This is a genomic window from Anaerobacillus sp. ABA4_114, assembly GCF_056159065.1.
The window spans coordinates 1,158,013-1,180,692 of record NZ_JBSWUM010000001.1 but is presented as its reverse complement, the minus strand read 5'-3'; the positions used below and the strand labels follow the sequence as shown (position 1 = coordinate 1,180,692).

18 protein-coding genes and 1 other annotated feature are annotated in these 22,680 nt (G+C 40.3%); of the genes, 8 read left to right on the top strand and 10 right to left on the bottom strand.

Annotation, left to right across the window (positions count from 1 at the left end; all coding sequences use genetic code 11):
- Positions 1-29 precede the first annotated feature (29 nt).
- The 4 genes from mbcS to ACXAEY_RS05765 all read right to left on the bottom strand — a co-directional run bounded on the left by mbcS (position 30) and on the right by ACXAEY_RS05765 (position 4,370).
- Positions 30-1,610 (bottom strand): acyl-CoA synthetase MbcS, encoded by a 1,581-nt coding sequence (gene mbcS, locus ACXAEY_RS05780; protein WP_270180604.1) that lies wholly within the window; start codon positions 1,608-1,610, stop codon positions 30-32.
- Positions 1,611-1,752: 142 nt separating this feature from the next.
- Positions 1,753-1,941 carry an alpha/beta-type small acid-soluble spore protein gene (locus tag ACXAEY_RS05775; protein WP_442865086.1) on the bottom strand — a complete coding sequence of 63 codons (189 nt, stop codon included), beginning with the start codon at positions 1,939-1,941 and terminating at the stop codon, positions 1,753-1,755.
- An 88-nt stretch (positions 1,942-2,029) separates the two neighbouring features.
- Positions 2,030-3,226: a tRNA uracil 4-sulfurtransferase ThiI gene (gene thiI, locus ACXAEY_RS05770; RefSeq protein ID WP_474810851.1), complete on the bottom strand. Its 1,197-nt coding sequence runs from the start codon at positions 3,224-3,226 to the stop codon at positions 2,030-2,032.
- A gap of 7 nt (positions 3,227-3,233) precedes the next feature.
- Positions 3,234-4,370, bottom strand: a complete 1,137-nt coding sequence (locus tag ACXAEY_RS05765; protein ID WP_474810850.1) for a cysteine desulfurase family protein — start codon at positions 4,368-4,370, stop codon at positions 3,234-3,236.
- A gap of 281 nt (positions 4,371-4,651) precedes the next feature.
- On the opposite strand from ACXAEY_RS05765, the gene brnQ reads away from it, so the two are divergent.
- Positions 4,652-5,974 (top strand): branched-chain amino acid transport system II carrier protein, encoded by a 1,323-nt coding sequence (gene brnQ / locus ACXAEY_RS05760; protein WP_474810849.1) that lies wholly within the window; start codon positions 4,652-4,654, stop codon positions 5,972-5,974.
- Between the two features lie 53 nt (positions 5,975-6,027).
- Here brnQ and ezrA read toward each other — a convergent pair whose 3' ends face one another.
- Positions 6,028-7,725, bottom strand: coding sequence for a septation ring formation regulator EzrA (ezrA, locus tag ACXAEY_RS05755; RefSeq protein ID WP_474810848.1), 1,698 nt, complete (start codon positions 7,723-7,725; stop codon positions 6,028-6,030).
- A 213-nt stretch (positions 7,726-7,938) separates the two neighbouring features.
- Between ezrA and hisJ the strand changes: the two genes are divergently transcribed.
- A complete protein-coding gene (hisJ, locus tag ACXAEY_RS05750; RefSeq protein WP_270179601.1) occupies positions 7,939-8,766 on the top strand; it encodes a histidinol-phosphatase HisJ in 828 nt (275 codons plus the stop codon).
- On the opposite strand, the gene refZ is transcribed toward hisJ, so the two are convergent.
- Positions 8,753-9,406, bottom strand: coding sequence for a forespore capture DNA-binding protein RefZ (gene refZ / locus ACXAEY_RS05745; protein ID WP_270179602.1), 654 nt, complete (start codon positions 9,404-9,406; stop codon positions 8,753-8,755). The genes hisJ and refZ overlap by 14 nt on opposite strands.
- A 149-nt stretch (positions 9,407-9,555) precedes the next feature.
- Here refZ and ACXAEY_RS05740 point away from each other — a divergent pair, with 149 nt between their 5' ends.
- Entirely contained in the window at positions 9,556-10,041 is a 486-nt protein-coding gene (locus tag ACXAEY_RS05740) for a GAF domain-containing protein (RefSeq protein ID WP_474810847.1), read from the top strand.
- 55 nt (positions 10,042-10,096) lie between these two features.
- Here the strand turns inward: ACXAEY_RS05740 and megL are convergent, their stop codons facing one another.
- On the bottom strand, positions 10,097-11,275 hold the full coding sequence (gene megL / locus ACXAEY_RS05735) for a methionine gamma-lyase (protein WP_270179604.1): 1,179 nt from the start codon (positions 11,273-11,275) through the stop codon (positions 10,097-10,099).
- 343 nt (positions 11,276-11,618) lie between these two features.
- Between megL and rpsD the strand changes: the two genes are divergently transcribed.
- Positions 11,619-12,221 (top strand): 30S ribosomal protein S4, encoded by a 603-nt coding sequence (gene rpsD, locus ACXAEY_RS05730; protein WP_224878764.1) that lies wholly within the window; start codon positions 11,619-11,621, stop codon positions 12,219-12,221.
- Between the two features lie 103 nt (positions 12,222-12,324).
- On the opposite strand, the gene tyrS is transcribed toward rpsD, so the two are convergent.
- Entirely contained in the window at positions 12,325-13,596 is a 1,272-nt protein-coding gene (gene tyrS, locus ACXAEY_RS05725) for a tyrosine--tRNA ligase (RefSeq protein ID WP_474810846.1), read from the bottom strand.
- A gap of 49 nt (positions 13,597-13,645) precedes the next feature.
- Positions 13,646-13,871: a binding site (T-box leader), on the bottom strand.
- A gap of 135 nt (positions 13,872-14,006) precedes the next feature.
- Between tyrS and ACXAEY_RS05720 the strand changes: the two genes are divergently transcribed.
- The gene (locus ACXAEY_RS05720) at positions 14,007-17,117 is read left to right on the top strand and encodes a transglycosylase domain-containing protein (RefSeq protein WP_474810845.1); all 3,111 of its coding nucleotides are present in this window, start codon (positions 14,007-14,009) and stop codon (positions 17,115-17,117) included.
- Positions 17,118-17,156: 39 nt separating this feature from the next.
- Here the strand turns inward: ACXAEY_RS05720 and acsA are convergent, their stop codons facing one another.
- A complete protein-coding gene (acsA, locus tag ACXAEY_RS05715; RefSeq protein WP_442865123.1) occupies positions 17,157-18,866 on the bottom strand; it encodes an acetate--CoA ligase in 1,710 nt (569 codons plus the stop codon).
- Between the two features lie 175 nt (positions 18,867-19,041).
- On the opposite strand from acsA, the gene ACXAEY_RS05710 reads away from it, so the two are divergent.
- The 3 genes from ACXAEY_RS05710 to ACXAEY_RS05700 are packed head-to-tail and all read left to right on the top strand — an operon-like array spanning position 19,042 to position 21,488.
- Positions 19,042-19,674 (top strand): GNAT family N-acetyltransferase, encoded by a 633-nt coding sequence (locus ACXAEY_RS05710; RefSeq protein ID WP_270179607.1) that lies wholly within the window; start codon positions 19,042-19,044, stop codon positions 19,672-19,674.
- Between the two features lie 21 nt (positions 19,675-19,695).
- Complete coding sequence (locus ACXAEY_RS05705; protein ID WP_270179608.1) at positions 19,696-20,343, top strand: acetoin utilization AcuB family protein; 648 nt, start codon at positions 19,696-19,698, stop codon at positions 20,341-20,343.
- The gene (locus ACXAEY_RS05700) at positions 20,340-21,488 is read left to right on the top strand and encodes an acetoin utilization protein AcuC (RefSeq protein WP_474810844.1); all 1,149 of its coding nucleotides are present in this window, start codon (positions 20,340-20,342) and stop codon (positions 21,486-21,488) included. Before ACXAEY_RS05705 ends, ACXAEY_RS05700 begins: the two co-directional genes overlap by 4 nt.
- Before the next feature lie 40 nt (positions 21,489-21,528).
- Here ACXAEY_RS05700 and ccpA read toward each other — a convergent pair whose 3' ends face one another.
- Complete coding sequence (gene ccpA / locus ACXAEY_RS05695) at positions 21,529-22,530, bottom strand: catabolite control protein A (RefSeq protein ID WP_270179610.1); 1,002 nt, start codon at positions 22,528-22,530, stop codon at positions 21,529-21,531.
- Positions 22,531-22,680 lie beyond the last annotated feature (150 nt).

Sequence of the window (22,680 nt, the reverse complement as noted above, 5' to 3'; positions counted from 1 at the left end):
AGAGGACCGTGGAGGTCCTCTTTATTACGTTATACACTTTGTTTTTCTTTTTGACGTAATTCAATTCTACGAATCTTCCCAGACGTCGTTTTTGGAAGTTCCTCTATAAATTCAATCTTACGAGGGTACTTGTAAGGTGCTGTTAAATCCTTTACATGCTTCTGAAGCGTTTGAACAAGCTCCTCACCTGCTTGTGAAGGATCTTTTAACACGATATATGCCTTAACGATGTTACCTCTGATTTCGTCTGGACTTGCGACTACAGCGCATTCTCGTACCGCTGGATGTTTCACAAGAGCGTCTTCTACTTCAAAAGGTCCGATCGTATACCCAGAACTTATGATGATGTCGTCGCCTCTTCCCTCAAACCAGAAGTAGCCATCTTCATCTTTTGAAGCTTTATCTCCAGTTAAGTAATAGTCTCCTCTAAACGCCATTTGCGTACGCTCTTCGTCTTTGTAATAGCGCTTGAATAATGCTGGTACGTCTTTATGAACAGCGATATCTCCAACTTCTCCAACTTGAACGGGCTCCCCCTCCTCATTAATGATTTCTACTTGATTACCTGGGGTCGGTTTGCCCATAGAACCTGCCTTTACTTCCATACCTTTAAGGATACCAACTAGAAGCGTGTTCTCTGTTTGCCCATAGCCATCACGTACATCGATGTTAAAGCATCTTCTAAACGTGTCGATCACTTCTCTGTTAAGTGGCTCTCCAGCAGACACTGCACTTCTTAAAGCAGGTAGATCGTACTTCTCTAAGTCGTCTACTTTAGCCATCAAACGGTACTCAGTTGGCGTACAGCATAGAACATTGATATCATACTCACCTAAAAAGCTTAAATATGTCTCTGGTTCAAATTTGCCGCTATATAAGAATCCAGTAGCCCCACTACACAATGTCGCTACAAACGGGCTCCAAATCCACTTTTGCCACCCTGGTCCTGCAGTTGCCCAAACGTTATCACCCTCTTGAATGTCGAGCCAAGATTGTGAGGATGTTCTAAGATGGGCATATGCCCAACCATGACTATGTACGACTCCCTTAGGATTCCCAGTCGTTCCAGACGTGTAAGACAAAAACGCCATATCGTCTCGTGCTGTTTCCGCAGCTTCAAAAAAAGCGCTCTCATTTTGTGATGCTTCAAGAAGGGAAATCCATCCGTTCACTTCTCTGCCGACTGTAAATTTCAGCTGAAGAGATGGAGCTTCTTCCTCCACGCCATCGAAAGCTTCAAATAAAGCAGAATCACAAATAACAGCTTTGGCTTCAGCATGATTGATACGGTACACCAGATCTTTTTTACGCAGCATCTCAGACGATGGAATGACGACAAGCCCTGCTTTTAAACAAGCAATATATACAGCATATGTATCGATTTGTCTTGGCATCATGATTAATACTCTGTCTCCCATAGAGAGGCCATTTGTGGTTAATGCACTAGCTATTCGATTCGCCTGTTCAATTAGGCCTGTATATGTAATTTCCTGATATCCACCTTCATCATTTCTCCACTTTAGGGCAAGCTTTGATTCGTCACTAGTGAACTTTTCAATCTCACTCGTGAGATTGTACGTTTCGGGTGCGATTAAATTTTGCAAGTTGATTCCTCCTTTAAGTTCAATAGTTTTATTATACACAAAAGTTTAAAGGTTTTGAATATTTACAGAAAGCTTTCTCTCTCACTCGCGTTACTGCACCAAAAAACGGAAGAAGCATCAGCTTCTTCCGCTATCCACGTTTATGAAATTATTTACCGCTGTATTGCTGTTCAGACTGCTGTACAAGACGCTTCGTAATCTCTCCGCCAACAGATCCGTTGTCGCGAGCTGAGCAATCCGGTCCAAGATTCACACCGAATTCAGAAGCGATTTCATACTTCATTTGGTCAAGTGCCTGCTGTACACCAGGTACTACAAGTTTGTTTGATCTAGCCAAGGTAATTCACCTCCTTGACACTATCGTTTGATAGAAAAGGAAGTGCTATCCTAATTAAGTTATGGCAGTAACTCTAAAACTTGGAAATCTAGAGTAGATCGGCGAAATCATCCTCATTTTCTTTTATAACGATTGTTTCAACACCTGATACCGCTTCTTCAACTAGCTCATCGATAGGCAAGTATTGCTCGAACTTATTGGCATGTTCACGTTTAGGTCTTGTCTTTGGAGCCTCTGGTAAAAATACCGTACAGCAATCTTCATAAGGTCTAATTGAGATATCATACGTATCGATTTCTCTTGAGATATTCATAATATCTACTTTGTCCATCGAGATCAATGGACGGAGAACAGGATAGTTCGTTACCTCATTGATCGTGTTCATACTTTGAATGGTTTGACTTGCTACTTGTCCCAAACTCTCACCAGTCGTAATCGCTAATGCCCCAGTCTGTTCAGCGATCCTTTCAGTAATTCGCATCATCATTCTTCTCATAATCGTCATGCTATAGTTATCTGGCATCTCGTTATGAATGGTTTTCTGAGTGTTTGTAAACGGTACGATATGAAGGCGGATATCCCCACCATATCGTGCCAGCACTCTTGTCAGGTCTTCTACCTTTTGTCTTGAGCGTTCACTTGTAAAGGGAGGGCTATGGAAATGAACAGCCTCAATTTTCACGCCTCTCTTCATCGTTAAATATCCCGCTACAGGACTATCGATTCCTCCTGATAGCATGAGCATCACTTTATTATCTTGATTCGTTGGTAAGCCACCAGCACCTTCTGAGTGATCACAGCTAATAAATGCACCATCATTTTTCACTTCAACTCTCAGTTCACGATCGGGATGGTGTACATCTACCGTCAAGTTCTCGGTATTACGAAGTACATATCCACCGATCTCTCTATTCATATCTTGAGAGCGGTGTGGAAACTGCTTGTTAGGACGCTTAACCGTTACTTTGAAAGTCTTAATTCCTTCAGTTTGTTGATTACGCATAAGTGTTAATGACTTTTCTTTAATGTCTTCAAGATCTAACTCTGCTTTAACTGCGACACTTAGCTTATGAATACCAAAAACTGTCTTGAGTTTTACTAAAATGGGCTCAGGATCTTGACCATTCAGTTTGATCACCATCCGATCAAAGGATTGCGTTACGATGATATTTTCAAACTCTGACGTCACTTTCTTCACTCGTTTTTTGAGTGAATTTATGAACCCTTTTCGATTTTTTCCTTTTAGTGCAATTTCACCATATCGGACTATTATATGATCATACATTGTGTTATTACCTCATTACTTCTTTTAGTTTATGAATTGCTTTTGTTAATTCTAACAGAAACACATCAAGTTCTTTCTCAGTTGTTTCGTAAGATAAACTAACCCTAATCGCTGCGCTAGCTCTAGAATTAGAAACACCTAATGCTGTCAGTACATGACTTGGTTCACCTGTTCTAGAAGAACAAGCAGAACGTGTTGATACATAAATGTCTTTTTCTTCTAAAGCGTGGATCAATACTTCTGGTTTTATGCCTGGTAAAGAGAAATTGATGATATGAGGAGCGCTCTTCGTTGGTGTATTCATAACAACTTCTTTAATTTCTTCTAACTTCTCTATATACTTTATCTTTAAATCATTCAATTTTTTAACATTAGATTGTGACTTCTGCATATACAGCCTAAGTGCTTTAGCAGTAGAAACGATACCTGGAACATTTTCTGTACCTGATCGGTATTCATTCTCCTGCCCTCCGCCTGAAAGCAGCGGAAATAGTGACACATTTTTTCGCTTAACTAATAGTCCGCTCCCTTTTAGACCATGAAACTTATGAGCTGAATAGGAGACGAGATCGGCTACTGAATGAACATCACATGCTACCTTTCCTACTCCTTGAACATCATCAACATGAAACAAAGCGCGAGACTTTTCTTTTATTATACTACCTAGTTCATTTATCGGTTGAATGGAACCAACCTCATTATTAACGTGCAAAAGGGAGACAAGGATTGTATCTTTCGTAAGTGCTTCAACAAGATCATCTTTTGAAACCTGTCCTTCTCCATCAACAGGGAGGTAAGTAACGTCAAATCCCATCTTTTCTAGCTGTCTGAACGACTCCATACTCGATGCATGCTCGGTTTGTGACGTAATTAGGTGTTTTCCACGCTTCATATGTTCGAATGCGGTTCCCTTTATCGCTAGATTGTTACTTTCAGTTCCGCCTGATGTGAAGATCACCTCTTCCTCTTCAACACCTAACAAAGAAGCAATACTTCTCCGCGCCTGTCTCACTAATCGCTCTACCTCTCCACCTTTTCGATGCAGAGAAGAAGGATTCGCAAAATAATCGAGTGCTGTTTTCTTAAAAGCCGTGATGACTTCATCATAGGGCTGGGTAGTGGCACTATTATCCAGATAAATCATTTTATGACACCCTCAGTCGTTATTAATTTCCAACTAATAATCTTACCATAGGGTTTACAGATAGCCAAACATAATCCTCACAATTCCTAAAAGTTTTTTCTATATAATCTACCAAAACCTATTGGTCCATTTTTCCAATTAACGACAAACCTTATTAACAGTGACTTATTATTATTTGAATTTTAAAACATTTACGACTTTGTTATGTTTTGTCGATAAATTGTGTTAATATGAAGTCCGAAAATTACGACACGCGTTTGAATGGATCGGGAGGACAACTGATGGAAGCGAAATTAACAAAAAAGGAAACGTTTACAATTGGATTGATGCTCTTTGCACTTTTTCTTGGTGCTGGTAATATGATTTTCCCTCCTGCGCTTGGTCAAGGAGCAGGAGAAAATATTGGTGAAGCGATTATCGGGTTTCTAATTACTGGTGTTGGTTTACCTTTGCTAGGTGTAACGGCTATTGGATTGACTGGTGGAAGCTTGAAGGATATCGCTTCAAAAGTAAATCCTACATTCGGGTTTCTTTTCACTGCAATTCTTTATTTAGCGATCGGCCCATTCTTTGGGATTCCACGAACAGGTACTGTAGCTTTTGAAATAGGGGTAGTCCCTTTTTTAAGTGAAACGGCGAATACAACGGGTATGCCGCTTCTCATTTATACGTTGATATTCTTTGGACTAACCTTTTGGTTTGCTCTTAACCCTACTCAACTTGTAGATCGAATTGGGAATATCTTAACCCCTATATTAATCGTAGTTCTTGGAAGCTTGATTGTTGGAGCATTCGTTAATCTACCAGATGAACTATCAACTCCAAGAGAGGGTTATCAGAATGGCGTATTCTTTAAAGGGTTCTTAGACGGTTACCTCACTATGGATGCAATAGCCGCACTTGTTTTTGGAATCGTCATCATAAAAGCGGTCAATGACAAGGGAGTCACCAATAAAAAAGTCGTCGCCTTTTCTGTTCTAAAAGCCGGCTTGCTTGCAGCGGTTGGATTAACGATCATTTATTTGTCTCTCGCATATATTGGTGCCACAAATCTTGATATCGTAGTCTCTGCTGATAACGGTGGCGCAATCCTATCGAGTGTTGCGAACTATCTATATGGAACATTTGGTACGATCCTTCTCGGAGCTGCAATCACTTTTGCGTGTTTAACAACATCCATTGGTCTTGTGACAGCTTGTGGGGAATATTTTTCAAAAGCTTATCCAAAACTTTCATATAAAACTGTTATTCTTATCGTTACGGCTTTTAGTGCTTTTGTAGCGAACCTCGGACTGTCCCAGCTTATTGCATTTACGGTACCAGTCTTAATCGCTATCTATCCGATTGCGATAATATTGATCTTCTTAACTTTCATTAATTTTGTAGTTCCACTGCATCGTTCTATATACAAATGGGCGATTACATTTACGATCATAGTCAGTATACCTAAAGCCTTAGAAGGCAATATTCTTCCAAAATTAGAATTCATGAATTTCTTACCGCTCTACAGCGAAGGGATCGGCTGGCTGTTACCGGCGATTTTAGGGATCATCATAGGATTGATAATATCTCAATCACAAAAACCAACTAAAGCAAGTAGTTAGTTGGAAAATACCATAAAGAGAGCCTTCCTCTAATGAGGAAGGCTCTCTTTTCTTTATTGATTTACAGGTTCTCGAACATCTTCTTTCAACGATTCCAGCACTTGTGGATCTACCTTCTCAATAGCTGCTTCTGCAGTTGAGAGGGCTTCTTCGTATTCGTAATTTCTGAAATGTTCTTCTGCCTTCAATAGGAGATCATCTACGCTTCTGTACTTACCTCTGTAGCGATTCCCGTATTGAATAAGTTTCTCTGTTAATACAGAATCTTCAACAAGCTTCTGTGTAGATTCACAGCTTTCAGCTACGACTCTTTCAGCTTCAGAAAGCACCTGATTAATCTGGTAAATATCTAGGGGGACATCAGATAATCGATCATTTAACTCCACGATCATATCTTCAGCACGCTCATATCCTTCTAGATAAGACTCAGGGATACCAGGTATATTACTTAGCTTCATCAATCGCTTCGATTCGATCAGCTTTCGCTTTAATTCTTTTATCGTTTCTAATGCTCTTAACTCGTCTTTTCGGAGCATGTGAAGATTTTCTTTTTGAATCTTCAATTCTTCATCTACAGCCGCTAAATCTTCTTTTAGTTTGATTGCATTCTCAGCAAGCAAAGAATATGCCTGTTGGTTGTTATCGACAGCATCTTGCACTGCTTGGAATCTCACATAAAGATCAGATAGCTTCATCTCAAGTTCTTTTATCGCCTTAAGCTCTTGTTCTTCTAATCTGTAACTTAATTGAACAACATTACTTTCTTCCTGGAGCTCTTGAAGGTGATTGTTCGTTTTCATCAATTCATGTTCTAGCTCTTCTACTTTTAGAGTAACGAAGTGTCTAGCTTCCACTTCATTTTCTAACTGGTCATACAACCCTTCAATCTTCACGCGTACATCATCAATCTCGGTTTTGATCGATTGAACTTCTGTCGTTTCAATCGCCGTCTTCCATTGCTCAAGCTCAGAAGAAATTTCCTCGATTTTCGTATCGATTTCTAAATGGTCTAGAACATAGCCTTCTGATTCCATTGCAGAAGTGCCATCCTCAAGCTCCTTAAGCTGCGAAGGAATCTGGTTATTCACAAGTACGATCACTTCAGGTGTAATTGAAATTTTCTCTTGAACAACGTCTAACCGCTCTTGTACTTGGACTAACACATCTCTAGCTTCAAGATAATTTCCTTCTTCTGTTAACTGCTCATATTTTTTGAGCATATCGCGGAGGGCTTCAACCTCGCTATCGAGCACAGGAAACGCTTCCCCTAGCGAGCGATTTTGAGATAATAAACGTTGCTTGGCTTCTCTGAAGTCCTCTTGTACTGAAGAGATCTCGGTTCGGTTTTGTTCTTCACTTGAAACAAGTTCATCGATATCTTTCAGTAACAGTTCGATTCTCTTTTCAGCATGTTCTAAACGATTTTGTGTTTCTTCTAGTTTAGCTCTTGCTTTTCTGAAGCGATATCTTTCAGCGGCTTCTTCTGTATCCATGAGCTGCTCCTCTAAATTTGGAAGCTTCACAGCGACGATTTCGTCCCACTCTTCACGCCATTTTTCAAACTTTTCTTCAGTTTGACCAGACATAACGAGTCCCTTAACTTTTGAAATTTCATCAGTTACAGGCCTATTCAGAATATCGATCTTCCACTCTTCAAGGCGATCTATTTCATTAAATATTTTTCTTCTCGCATAAGCACCGTAAATAAAAACGGCTATCATCAGTATAATGGCAATGACAATATACTCCAACGGAAGCACCCCTTCTTCCACATCATCAATTTATGTAAATGAAAACGTAAAAACTCATTTATATGTACAGAATTAATTATATGTGTTTGAAATTTGGTAACGGTATTATGATACCATGTAATTACCTGTTTGACTAAATAAATTCAATATTCGACAGCCAAATTCCTTGATAATGTTATAATTTTTTTGAATTCTTGAAAGAGGTGCTTATATATGAGAAAAAAGTACGATGGCCACGTCCATTCTCCATTTTGTCCACACGGATCGACTGATCCTCTCGAAAGCTATGTTGAAGAAGCAATAAAACGAGGCTTTACTGGATTAACGTTTACCGAGCATGCACCTCTTCCCCCAAGATTCATAGACCCAGTACCATCAAAAGACAGCGGAATGTCACATCAAACATTAGAAGAATACCTTTTAGCAGTCGAAGAAATCAAAGATGTATACCGCGATAAGATAGAAATCAATTGTGGGCTAGAAGTTGACTACATAGAAGGGTATGAAGAAGAAACGAAGAACTTTTTAAATGAGTTCGGTCCAAAATTAGATGATTCAATCTTATCTGTTCATTTTATTAAACATAATAACGAGTACACGTGCCTCGACTATAGTCCAGAGTCATTTGAGGAGCTAGTGAGATCGTTAGGCTCAGTCGAGAATGTCCATAAAAAATACTATGAAACAGTCTACTCTTCGTTAACTTCAGATTTAGGAGTTAATAAGCCAAAGCGAATCGGCCACATTAGCTTAGTGAATAAGTTTCAAAAACAGTTTCCTTGTGACACGCTCTCACCTAATTATGTGACCTCTATTTTAGATGAAGTAAAAAGACAGGGACTATCACTTGACTACAATGGGGCAGGAACAGTGAAGCCTCTTTGTAAAGAACCTTATCCCCCTGCTTGGGTCGTGAATGAAGCGATAAGCAGAAAAATCCCTCTTGTCTATGGATCAGACGCCCATAGTTACAAAGGGATCGGTCAAGGTTTAGAGCAGTTAGAACCTATATCTTTTTCTTATCCACTTAGCCGTTCATAGCGAACGGCTTTTGTTTTACCGAGGTCTCTCGACATACATATAACTCAACCCACTGTAATAACTGCTTCGTATATCGTTCAATAAAATAGGCTTCATTAGGCTGAATATGATGAACTTCTAATATATATTGGGGCTGCAGAAAAGGCATCGACAACATCCCTCTTAACTGCATGACGACATAATCGACTGACTGAGGGCGAAACTCCTTATTTGAAAAGCCGGCCTCAAAAATTTTCGATAAATAAAATTTTTCTCTTGATAAATAGGTGGTCATGATTTCTCGGACAAGGACTGAATCGAACGTAATTTCTCTATGAACAAATCTCGCTAACTGTCTATTCTGATGTTGATAGATCATAATCGATCGTAGTGCTTCGACTAAACAAACCTTTGCAGATTTATTATCTAACATTTTATGAACGTTCTCTAACTCTTTGACATAGCCTTCTAGAAAAGTCGTCATCAAAAACTCAGCTAGTCCCTTCTTCCCATTAAAGTAATAAGAGATCAACGAGACGTTCACGCCTGCTTTATTGGCAATATCACGGACTGAAGTTCCATTGTATCCTTTCGTATTGAAGAGTTGAATGGCGGCCTGTATGACGTTTCGCTTCGATACTGTATCTCGCTCCTGCTTCACTTTGGAACCACCTCCATTTCTTTCGTACTATTACTTTTTCGTTGAACACCCAAACTATCCTTTATTAATCGTGCGACAAAATATGTGTAATAACCTCCAAGTTTTGATATGATTAGCATAATTTCGATACAAAGTTGAGGTGAATAAACTTGTTTGAAGTCGAATCCTACTCAGGCAAGAGAGAAAAAGATTATGAAATGGTCATCAAGCAGCTACAAGCGCTGATTGAAGATGAAACAAACCAAATTGCAAATTTAGCAAATGCTTCTGCATTATTGAATCAGTTTCTGAACGATGTTAACTGGGTTGGCTTTTATTTATATGAAAAAGAAAGCGACCAGCTCGTACTTGGACCTTTCCAGGGCTTACCAGCATGTGTCCGTATTCCGAACGGTCGCGGCGTATGCGGAACTTCTTTGAAAGAAGGTAAAACCATGAGAATTGAGAACGTTCATGAGTTCCCAGGACATATTGCCTGTGATGCCGCTTCTCAATCAGAGATTGTCATTCCAATTCGTTCCTCTAACGACATTATTGGCGTTCTTGATATCGATAGCCCAAGCGTTGGACGATTTGATGAAACGGATGAAAAATATTTAAAGAAGTTTATCACTACATTAGAAAAGAATATATAAATGAACCAAAAACAGCCGCGAGATTCCGCGGCTGTTTTTATTGAGTTAATCGGAGTTACATTTCTAACGCTTGCTCTATATCAGCCCAAATATCTTCCCAAGCTTCTAGACCGATTGAAATTCGAATAAGTGAATCATTGATTCCCATCCTCACTCTTTCTTCTTCTGGGACTACCGCATGTGTCATCGTAGCAGGATGTTGTATCAGCGTTTCTGCATCACCTAAACTTACAGCAATTTTAATCATTTCGAGTCTATTCATGAAGGCCTGCGCCTCTGCTTTCCCGCCCTCTAGCTCGAAACATATGAGCCCGCCAGGCTTTTTCATTTGCTTCTTTGCGATCGAATATGACGGAGACTCTTCCAAACCAGGGTACATGACTTTCTTAATTTTAGGATGTTCCTTCAATTTGTGAACGATTGATTGCGAGTTCTCACAATGGCGGTCCATGCGAAGAGGCAGTGTTTTCAACCCTCTTAATAAAAGCCAAGCATCGAATGGTGATAAGATACCTCCAATGTCCTTTTGTGTCGATTTCGCTATTGAAGAAATCATCTCATGATCACCAACGACTAGACCAGCTACAACGTCACCATGCCCACCAATGTATTTCGTTGCACTATGCAAGACGATGTCGCAATCAAATTCCAAAGGTCTTTGGAGATACGGCGTAGAAAAGGTATTATCGACTACGACGGTGATTCCTCTTTCCTTGGCAATTGAAGAGATCATCTTTAAATCGATCAATTTCAAAGTGGGGTTGATCGGTGTTTCAATGTAGATGACACTCGTGTTTGGTTGAATTGCTTGCAAGATCTGCTCTCTTGAATCAAGAGGTAGTAAGTCATGCTCTACTGAAAACTTTTCTTTCATTAATTGCAATAATCCGAATGTGCACCCATAAACACCTTCTGAACACAAAATATGATCACCTGAACGAACTAGGTGGAATAGGACTGCTGAAACAGCAGCCATTCCTGATCCAAACGCTAAACCAGCCTCTGCTCCTTCTAGTGAAGCGATCCGTTCTTCTAACATCTTCACAGTAGGATTTCCTAATCTAGAATAGATATATCCCGGCTCTTCCCCTGCAAACCTTTTTTCGCCTGCCTCGGCGGTTTCAAACGTAAACGTAGAAGTTTGATATATAGGCGATGCAAGACTGTTATGATGTGTATGAGAATCATAACCTTCATGAATCGTTCTAGTTTCAAATCGACTTTCTTTTCTCAATGTAGCTCCCCCTCTATCTCCAATCTATGTATCATACAATTACATTGTAAGCGCTTTCTTAAATAAGGTGAAGAGGATTTTCAGTTTTTGTAGAAATACCTGACTAGCGAGGAAACGAAGCAAGTTGACACGGGTCGATAGAAAAGGTACAATGACAGTTGTGTAAAATAGAAATGGCAGCATCGTGACGGCTTATGATTTCATTATGTTCCTATTAATAGGTGCGCCGCGTAACCTCCGGCTGCAAGGTGAAGGCGTGTGAAAACATAATGTGCACAAATCGGAATCACGACACTGTTTTTATTTTATACCAATAAAAATAGTGATAAAGGAGGAGCTAATTATGGCTCGTTATACAGGACCAAGTTGGAAAATTTCTCGTCGTCTTGGTATTTCTCTAAGTGGAACAGGTAAAGAATTGGAAAAGCGCCCTTACGCTCCAGGTCAACATGGACCTAACCAGCGTAGAAAGCTTTCTGAATATGGACTTCAGCTTCAAGAGAAGCAAAAGCTTCGTCACATGTACGGCATGACTGAACGTCAATTCCGTCGTCTATTCGATGATGCTGGTAAAATGAAAGGTGTTCATGGTGAGAACTTCATGATTCTTCTTGAATCTCGTCTTGATAACCTAGTTTACCGTATGGGTCTAGCTCGTACTCGCCGTCAGGCTCGTCAGCTAGTTAACCACGGCCACATCACAGTTGATGGCAAACGTGTTGATATTCCTTCTTACCGCGTAGCAACTGGTCAAGTACTAGGTGTTCGTGAGAAGTCTAACAACCTTGACATCATCAAAGAAGCTATTGAAGTGAACAACTTTGTTCCAGAATACCTTACTTTTGATGCAGATAAGCTTGAAGGTACGTACTCTCGCCTTCCTGAGCGTTCTGAACTTCCTGCAGAAATCACTGAAGCTCTTATCGTTGAGTACTACTCTCGTTAAGCTGTTTCTTAAAAGCCTCGGACTTTTTGTCCGAGGTTTTTTTTATTTTTTATCCCGATAGCAAAAGGCCGGTAATCACATTATGATTACCGGCCTTGCAAGATTAGAATGTAAGAAGGAAATATTTTTTCTTTCCTCTTCTAATAATAACGTATTGTCCTTCAATCCGATCTGAAGAAGAAATGACCTTATCCATTTCTTGACTACGGTCTCCGTTAATATAGATCGCACCATTCTTAATATCTTCTCTAGCCTGTCGCTTTGAAGACGAGATACCAGCTTCTACAAGCAAATCGATCAAGCCTTTTTCTTCCTCTTCAACATGGTAAGAAGGTACATCTTTGAAACCTTGACGAATTTCATCTGCAGTCAACTCTTTTATGTCACCGCTGAACAGAGCTTTTGAAATGTTGATCGCTTGCTGAAGCTTCTCATCACCATGAACAAGTTTCGTTACTTCTTCAGCTAATTTACGATGAGCCTCTCTCTTTTCAGGAGCTTCGTTATTAGAAGCTTCAAGTTCTTTAATTTCTTCGACGCTTAAGAAAGTAAAGTAATATAGGAATTTTACTACATCGCGATCATCTGTATTGATCCAGAATTGGTAGAATTCATAAGGAGACGTTTTGTCTGCATCAAGCCAAATTGCGCCGCCTTCTGATTTACCAAATTTAGATCCATCACTCTTTGTAACGAGTGGAAACGTTGCGCCAAACGCTTTAGGACGTTCCCCTTCTTCTGATCCTTCTTCTTTACGAATCAATTCTAGTCCAGCAGTAATGTTCCCCCACTGATCGCTACCGCCGATTTGCAGACGGCAGTTCTCATTACGATACAATTCAAGAAAATCATAAGACTGAAGGATCATGTACGTGAACTCAGTGAAAGAAATTCCTGCATCGAGACGGGATGAAACAGAATCTTTTGCTAGCATGTAGTTCAACCCAAAGTTCTTTCCAATATCACGTAGAAATGGAATGATGTTTAACCCGCCGATCCAATCAAAGTTGTTCACAGCTTTTGCTGGGTTTTCACTAGTCTCAAAATCAAGAAAGCGAGCGAGCTGTCCTTGTAGCTTGTTCGTCCATTCTTGAACGATATCCTCAGAATTTAGTGTCCTCTCATTCGCACGTCCACTCGGATCTCCAATAAGTCCCGTCGCACCTCCAACTAGTGCGATCGGTGTATGACCAGCAAGCTGAAACCTTCTAAGAGCAAGTACTGGAAGAAGGTGTCCTATATGCAGACTATCTGCAGTCGGATCAAAACCAGAATAGATTCCAATGCTGTTTTCGGAAAGCTCTTTCTTAAGACCCGCTTCATCAGTTACCTGATTGATTAACCCTCTAGCTTCTAGTTCATCTAAAATATGCATGTGACTGACTCCTTTTAAAGTAAATTTCAACATAAAAAACCCGCCCCTGGTAAGGGACGAGTTTGATCGCGGTACCACCCTTGTTGAAGGAAATAACCTTCCTCCCACTTCATCAGGATAACGGCCTGGTCCGTCTTGATGCTACACAGGCATTTCGCCCTTCACACCAGATGCTCATGGAAGTAATTCACATTTCCCTTTATATTGGTTCACACCAGCCACCAACTCTCTGAAATAGGGAGGAAAACGCTACTTCGTCCACTCTTCGCATACCCGTTTAAAAATCTAACTAAATTAATATCATACTTTGTACCTTAATGTCAATTCTAGCCCCTGTTCCTTAAGGAAGCTTTATACAAATATCGACTAGATATGCTATAATATATAGGATTAATTGAGGAGGTATAGGAATGCGAGAGCTTTTTTCTTCTATCAGGTCGAAGTGGAACGCGTTCATCGATAGATTGCAAGAGTACAACATCTTAACTGGCTCAAGGATCGCTTATAAAGTTGTTTGGAATTTATTCTTAATTTTTCTAGTACTTGGGCTTATGGGCGGCTTGTTTGCCGGAGGTGTTGGTGCAGGTTACTTTGCATCTCTAGTAAAAGATGAACCGATTCGCTCCTATGATGAGATGAAGAGAGACGTCTATAACTATGAAGAAACAAGTGAGATATACTTTGCTGACGATGTTCTTCTCGGTAACTTTCGGTCTGATATAGAACGAAAGGAAGTCGATCTAAAAGACGTGTCCCCTTTAGTACAAAAGGCAGTCATTTCAACTGAAGACGAATATTTTTATGACCACGAAGGCATTGTTCCAAAAGCAATAGGACGAGCGATTCTTCAAGAGCTCACGAACTCTGAAGATCGTACCGGTGGTAGTACGTTGACTCAACAGCTTGTGAAAAACCAAATATTAACGAGAGAAGTATCGTTTGAACGTAAAGCGAAAGAAATGCTTTTAGCTTTGCGCTTAGAAAACTTCTTTGAAAAGGAAGAAATTCTTGAAGCATACCTTAATGTCGTACCGTTCGGTCGAAATGCTTCTGGCAGAAACATTGCAGGTATTCAATCTGCAGCACAAGGAATCTTTGGTGTGAGCGCTAGTGAATTAAACCTACCACAAGCAGCTTTCATTGCAGGACTACCGAAAAACCCGTATACATACACTCCTTTTACAAACTCAGGAGTCGTGAAAGATGATCTTACACCTGGTATCGACCGGATGAATTTTGTCCTCTACCGCATGTATACAGAAGGGTCGATAACTGAGGAAGAATACACTAAAGCAAAAGAATACGATATCGAAGGAAATCTAGCAAAGTCCTCTCCTTCACCGTTTGAGAAGTATCCATACTTGACGTTTGAAATAGAAGATCGCGCTAAAACTGTTCTCGCCGAGCAAATTGCCAACGAAGAGGGCTACGACGGAAAGAAACTAGCAGAAAGCGTCAATCAATACAATAGGATTACGTATGATGCAAACGTTACAGCAAGAACAGTAGAACAAAGTGCTGAGAAAATGGGACTTAAATGGGCTGAAGTAGAAAAAGATTCAAAGATTTTCATCGAGTTTATGAATAATGCTGAAAAAGAGCTTAGAAAGAATGGTTATAAGATCCACACAACGATCCATAAGAACGTATACGAATCGATGAATGCTGCGAGAGATAAAGTTCTTGATAACGGCAGCTATTTCCAAAGCCCTAAAACAGTATCCGTACAGGATCCTGAGACGGGTGAGATGGTTAACAAAGAATATCCAATGCAAGTCGGCGGAATTCTAATCGAGAATAAATCAGGAAAGATCCTATCATTTGTCGGGGGGAGAGACTTTAGCCAAGAAGCTCTTAACCATGCGACAAATGCATACCGGTCAAACGGATCAACGATGAAACCATTACTAGATTATGCGCCAGCTATGGAAATTGGAAAGGTTCAGCCGGGCTACATTATTCCTGACCTTCCGATTGAAGGGAAAAATGCGTTTAACCCGAACAACTACTCTTCAAACTATCATGGTCTAGTAACAGCAAGAAAGGCTCTTGAACGATCTTATAACGTTCCAGCTGCTCGTATATACTCTAAGCTAAACCCGGTAGAAGCTACCGAGTACCTAGTGAAAATGGGCTTTAGCACTCTGACATTAGATGATCGAACCAATCCATCGATGTCCATCGGTGCATTACAACGAGGTGTAAGTGTTGAAGAAAACACCAATGCCTTCGGAACATTTGCAAATGGCGGTAAATTCGTCGATGCCTATATGATCGATAAAATTGTAGATCGAGATGGGAATGTTGTTTACCAGCATAAAGCAGATCCTGTTCAAGTCTTTAGTCCTCAGACGTCTTATCTTACGATCGATATGATGAGAGACGTAGTTAGACAGGGTACAGCACAAGATGTACCTGGTAAATTGAAATTCTCAGCTGATTGGGCCGGTAAAACAGGTACTGGGCAGGATTATCGAGATGCTTGGTTCGTTGCTGTCAATCCTAATGTTTCGCTAGGTGTATGGACCGGTTATGATAAGCAAATGAGGATGGATTCTAACTATGCTGTGAGAAATAAGAATTTATGGGCACTGTTTGCCAACGCAGCATATGATCAGAAACCTGAAATAATGGATCCACAAAAACGATTCGATATGCCTACTGGTATTGTTAGAAGGTCGTTCTGTGGAATATCTGGAAAACTCGCATCTGATCTATGTCAGCAAGCTGGACTTGTTCAAACTGATTTGTTTAATGCTAAATACGTACCAACAGAAGTCGATGACAGTTTGACACAAGGAAGATATGTGGTCATTAAAGGGAAAACTTATGAAGCACTTTCTTCAACACCAGCAGAATTTGTCACAAGCGGCGTTATGATTAAAGAAGATTACTTTGAAGGTATCGACCTTAGTACACTTCTTCCATCTAAATTCGAAAACTTGAACATCGTTTCCGAGGGAACTGTCGCTAAAGAAAATGGCAAGAAGCCAGGCGCAGTCGGTAACGTATCGATAAACGGCTCTACTCTTAACTGGAGCGAATCAGGAGAAAGTGATATTGTGGGTTATCGCATTTACCGTGCAGGAAATGGTAGTAATTCATTTACTAAGCTAGGTAGTGTGAAAGCATCTGATGGAAGTTCATTCAATATTCCTTCAGGTTCTTATGCTTACTATGTTACAGCAGTAGATGTTGCCGGGAATGAATCATCTCCTTCTGCAAAAGTTACATCTGGAGATTGGTCTGATAAGCCAGAAGAAGAAGATAAACCAGATCCTCCTAAAGAAGATGAAGATGATGGTTCCGGTGAAGATAACAATGATGATTCAAGTGACGGTAACAGCGATGACTCAAACGATGGGAATGAAGAGACGAACGGTGAAAGCTCAGGAAATGATTCTGGGGAAGGGAACAATAGTAGCTCCGGTTCAAATTCCAATAATTCAAGTTCCAATAATTCCAACACTAATCAAAGCAACAGCTCGAATAGTAATGGAGAGTCATCCAGCAATGGATAGCAAAATCCCCGCAGCAGTAGCTGCGGGGATTACTTTTTATTAATCTTCCATGGTAGATAGATCACCAGTTGGTAGATCGAGCTCCCATGCCTTCAATACTCGACGCATAATCTTACCACTTCTTGTTTTAGGTAACTTATCTCGGAATTCGATTTCACGAGGTGCTGCATGTGCAGCAAGACCTTTCTTTACGTGATTACGAATTTCTTCCATCAGTTCATCAGACGGATCGTAACCATCTCGAAGTGCAATAAATGCTTTGATAATTTCACCACGTACTGGATCTGGTTTTCCGATCACACCTGCCTCAGCAACTGCCGAATGCTCGACAAGCTTACTCTCAACTTCAAATGGACCGACTCGTTCACCTGAAGTCATGATCACATCATCAACTCGACCCTGGAACCAAAAGTATCCATCCTCATCTTTATATGCAGAATCCCCTGACACGTACCAATCGCCCTTCATAAAGTAACTTTCATACTTTTCTTGACGATTCCAGATCGCACGCATCATGGAAGGCCATCCTTTTTTGATAGCCAGGTTGCCCATACGGTTAGCTGGCAGCTCATTACCTTGATCATCCACGATCGCTGCATGAACACCAGGAATTGGTTTACCCATAGAACCTGGCTTAATTTCCATAGAAGGATAATTACTGATGAGCTGTGCACCAGTCTCCGTCATCCACCAATTATCATGGATACGTTGATCTAACACTTTGTTGCCCCACTTGATAACCTCAGGGTTTAGAGGTTCACCTACACTGAGTACGTGACGAAGTGTAGAGAGGTCATAATTTTTTACGATTTCATCACCCGCACCCATAAGCATACGGAATGCAGTAGGTGCACTATACCAGACGGTCACACCATATTTTTCAATGGTAGAATACCAATCTTCTGGGCTAAAACGTCCTCCGCGAATAACATTGGATGTACCTGCTAGCCAAGGTGCGAAAATTCCATAAGATGTACCTGTAACCCACCCCGGGTCTGCAGTACACCAGTATACATCATCTTCTTTAAGATCCAGCACCCATTGTGCTGTTTGGTAATGTTGAATCATAGCATTATGAACATGAAGGACACCTTTTGGTTTCCCGGTTGAACCTGACGTATAATGAAGAATCATTCCATCTTCACGATCCACCCATTCGATTTTCAGGTTTTTATCAGCCGTTTCAAAATGATGGTGAAAATCAATATAAGGTCCTTCTTCTTTCACATTATCCCCAACAAGCACGACGCTCTCTAGATGAGGAAGCTCATCTACAGGTACACGATCGAGCAACTCAGGTGTAGTAACAAGTACTTTTGCTTCGCTATCTTCAAGGCGATCACGCACTGCCCCTTCCATAAACGCTTCAAATAACGGTCCAGCAATCGCACCAAGCTTCAAAGATCCAAGCAAAATAAAATATAGTTCAGGAGAACGAGGCATAAAGATGAAAACTCGATCACCTTTTTCAACATTAACCTTCTTCAACACGTTTCCAGCTTTGTTACTTAAGGTTTTCATTTCACTATACGTATACTTTTCATCTCTTTTTGAATCAGAGAAATAGAGGGCTACTTTATTTTTCCTATCGGATTCAGCGTGCTTATCGATTGCTTCATAAGCCATATTCACTTTCCCAGTTTCATTCCAGGAAAATGCTTTTTCTGCTTCTTTCCATTCAAAATTCTCATAAGTAGCTTCATAATCCTGTAGATTGTGATTTCCACGAGTTGCGGAAAGCGATTTCATTTCCAAGTAATTCTCCTCCTTCTTCTACATCTTTCAATGATTTCACTGATAGTATAACATAAATTCGTAATATTTTAACAAATAACAAAAGTTAATAAAATCATTCTGAAACCCCTTACATTTACGTGTAATCATGTATAATAAGAGCTGAGATCGTTATTAAGGTGGTGACTAGATGGAACATCAAAAGACATATAATGCAATCGAATGGAACACTCCACATGGAAAATTAATTATCGAGGGACCAATTACTCCCGACCGCCTGGCCTCCTATCATTTACATAAAGATCTGGTAGCATTTCGCCCACCCGAGCAGCAACATAAGGCGTTAATAGAAATTGCTGGACTTCCAGAAGGAAGAATCATCGTAGCAAGAGAACGTGAAACCATTGTTGGTTACGTGACATATTTGTACCCAGATCCTATGGAACGATGGTCAGAAGGAAATATGGAAAACTTACTTGAGCTTGGAGCCATTGAAGTTATTCCTAAATATCGCAACGCTAAGGTTGGGAAAAGCTTGCTAAGAACATCCTTTATGGATGATGCGATGAATGATTATATCGTAATCACTACTGAGTATTATTGGCATTGGGACCTTAGAGGAACTGGCTTGTCAGTATGGGATTACCGAAAAGTGATGGAAAAAATGATGAACGCTGGTGGATTAGAATGGTATGCCACTGATGACCCAGAAATAAGCTCTCACCCTGCCAATTGTTTAATGGCTAAGATTGGATCAAGGGTAGACCGAGAGTCCATACAAGCTTTTGACGCGTTACGCTTTCAAAACCGTTTCATGTATTGAGACTTAAAGGAGTGAGAGGACTTGATCATTGAGGAAATAATGAATAGAAACGTGTATTCTCTGAACGAATCGCAAACGATTGCTAGTGGCATTAAAGTGATGAGAGAAAAGAATATACGTCATCTTCCAATTGTTAATAATGATGGAGAATTAGTAGGAATCGTTTCAGATCGGGATGTAAAAGAAGCTAGTCCCTCAATCCTCGATATGGACCCTAACAGAGAAGTATTACAGTCTTCTCTTTCTTCTATTATGAAAAAAGATGTGATCACCGCCCATCCGCTTGATTTCGTAGAAGAAATCTCAACTGTCTTCTATGAACATCGAATTAGCTGTATCCCAATCATAGAGAATAGAAAAGTGGTTGGCATCGTTACCGAAACAGATATGCTTCACACGTTAATCCTGCTTACAGGAGCACATCAACCAAGTTCACATATCGAGGTTCAAGTAGAAAACGTCTCTGGAAAGCTCGCAGATATCACACAGATTATCAGGAAACGTAACGTGAACATCATAAGTGTGCTAGTTTATCCTTGTAGCCATAACGAAGGGTTTAAAAACATCGTTTTTAGAGTTCAAACGATGAATCCAACAGCTGTTGTAGATGATATTAAGGCTGAGGGATATGAGGTGCTTTGGCCAAGTTTGCCGGGTGTTAAGAGATGAAGTGTGATTCATTATTCGTCTACTCCTCAGATTACTTAAACTACAAATTCAGTGACAACCATCCCTTCAACCATATCAGGGTTCAATTAACCCATGATCTATTAACAGAAGTTAACGTATTATCAAAGGATGATATTATATCGCCTCGCATTGCGACTGACGATGAGATAGCATTGATTCACGATCCAGCTTATATACAAGCAGTAAAAGATGCTGGAAAAGGAACGCTTGCCTCTTCTGTTGCTTCTAACTACGGTTTAGGAACCGAGGATACACCGATTTTTTCAAATATGCACGAAGCAAGTGCTCTACTTGTAGGGGGAACGTTAACTGCAGTCGATGCTGTGATGGATGGAAAAGCAAACCATGCTCTAAATATTGGTGGCGGACTACACCATGGATTTCGCGGAAAAGCCTCTGGTTTTTGCATATATAATGACAGTTCCATCGCAATCGAGTATATGAAGAAAAAATATAACGCGAAAGTTCTTTACGTCGATACTGACGCTCATCATGGAGATGGCGTACAGTGGGCTTTCTATGATGATCCGAATGTGTGCACCCTTTCAATTCATGAAACCGGTCGTTACTTGTTTCCTGGTACTGGAAATATTAATGAAAAAGGTCATGGCAAAGGCTATGGCTTCTCTTTTAACGTTCCGATCGATGCGTTTACTGAAGATGAATCTTTTCAGGAAGTCTATGAGACCTCTTTTCGAAAAGTAATCGAGTTTTTCAAGCCTGACGTTATTCTTACTCAGAATGGTGCAGATGCGCATTATTACGATCCTCTCACCCATCTTTCCGTTTCAATGAAGAGCTTTGAATTTATCCCTAGACTAGCACATGAGCTTGCGCATGAATATTGCGGAGGCAAATGGATTGCTGTCGGTGGCGGGGGATACGATGTATGGAGAGTCGTTCCAAGAGCATGGTCTAGAATTTGGCTCGAGATGAAGAACAAGAATGCTTCAGGTTCTCTTCCAGAAAAATGGATTGAACGGTGGCAGTCTTTAGCACCGTTCGAACTACCGAAAACTTGGCATGATCCTAAAGACCTTTATGAACCTATTCCTAGAAAGAGTGAAATTACAGAAAAGAATAAGCTTACGTTAGAAAGATCGCTCTATCAGATCAGCCAATAAAAAACGAACCTGAATTCCAGGTTCGTTTTTTATGCAAAATTTACTTCTTAGTTGAGTTTCTATGCTGAATACGGTGAGGAAGGACAACGGTTTGTTCTTCCACTGTTTCTTTGTTCATGAACTTCGTTAAGAGTCGCATTGCTACAGCTCCAATATCGTACATAGGTTGTACGACTGTAGATAGCGTTGGTCGAACCATCGTTGCAAGTCTTGTGTTATCAAAGCCAACAACTTCGAGGTCTTCAGGAACCTTGTAGCCATTATCCTGAGCACCATGAATGATTCCGAGTGCCATCTCATCAGTACCTCCAAAAATGGCAGTCGGCATGTTGTCTTTTTCAATAAATCCAGTCATCGCTTCGATTCCAGAATCGTATGTGTAATCACCAATAGCAACCATGTCTTCATCCACTTTTAACCCAGCATCTTCAAGTGCTCTGCGGTAACCTAGGAACTTTTCTTCACCATTGATAGGATCTTCAAGAGGGCCACTTACTAGTCCAATCTTCTTATGACCTTTCTCAATGAACTCCGATACTAAGTCATAAGCTGCCTGTTGATAATCGATGTTAACAGATGGTACCTCATTTGTTTTCTCAAGTGTAGCAGCTAAAACGATCGGTACAGGTGAGCGTTTAAACTCTTCAACGTGTTCTTCAGTAATTTCCCCGCCCATAAAGACGATTCCATCTACTTGCTTACCAAGCATCGTGTTAAGAAGATGGATTTCTTTTTCTTTGTTCTGATCTGAATTACTGAGGATGATATTGTAATTATACATCGTTGCAATATCCTCAATACCTCTAGCAAGCTCAGCAAAGAAAATACTGGATATATCAGGGATGATTACACCAACAGTCGTCGTTTTCTTACTAGCAAGACCACGTGCTACTGCGTTAGGTCGATAGCCTAAACGTTCGATTGCTTCGTGGACCTTTTTCCTTGTAGCAGGTTTAACATTAGGGTTTCCATTTACAACCCTCGATACCGTCGCCATGGATACTCCTGCTTCTTTTGCTACATCATAAATCGTTGTATTCACGATAATCCTCCTTCATGCTCTTTCGGACTTTGATTTAGTTAATGATACGATACTATCCTTCTGACTGCAAATTTCCCGCAGTCGCTCCTACCTATAAGTTTCGGTATTATTCTATCACCCTATACGGTATATGCGTATGTATTTTATTTC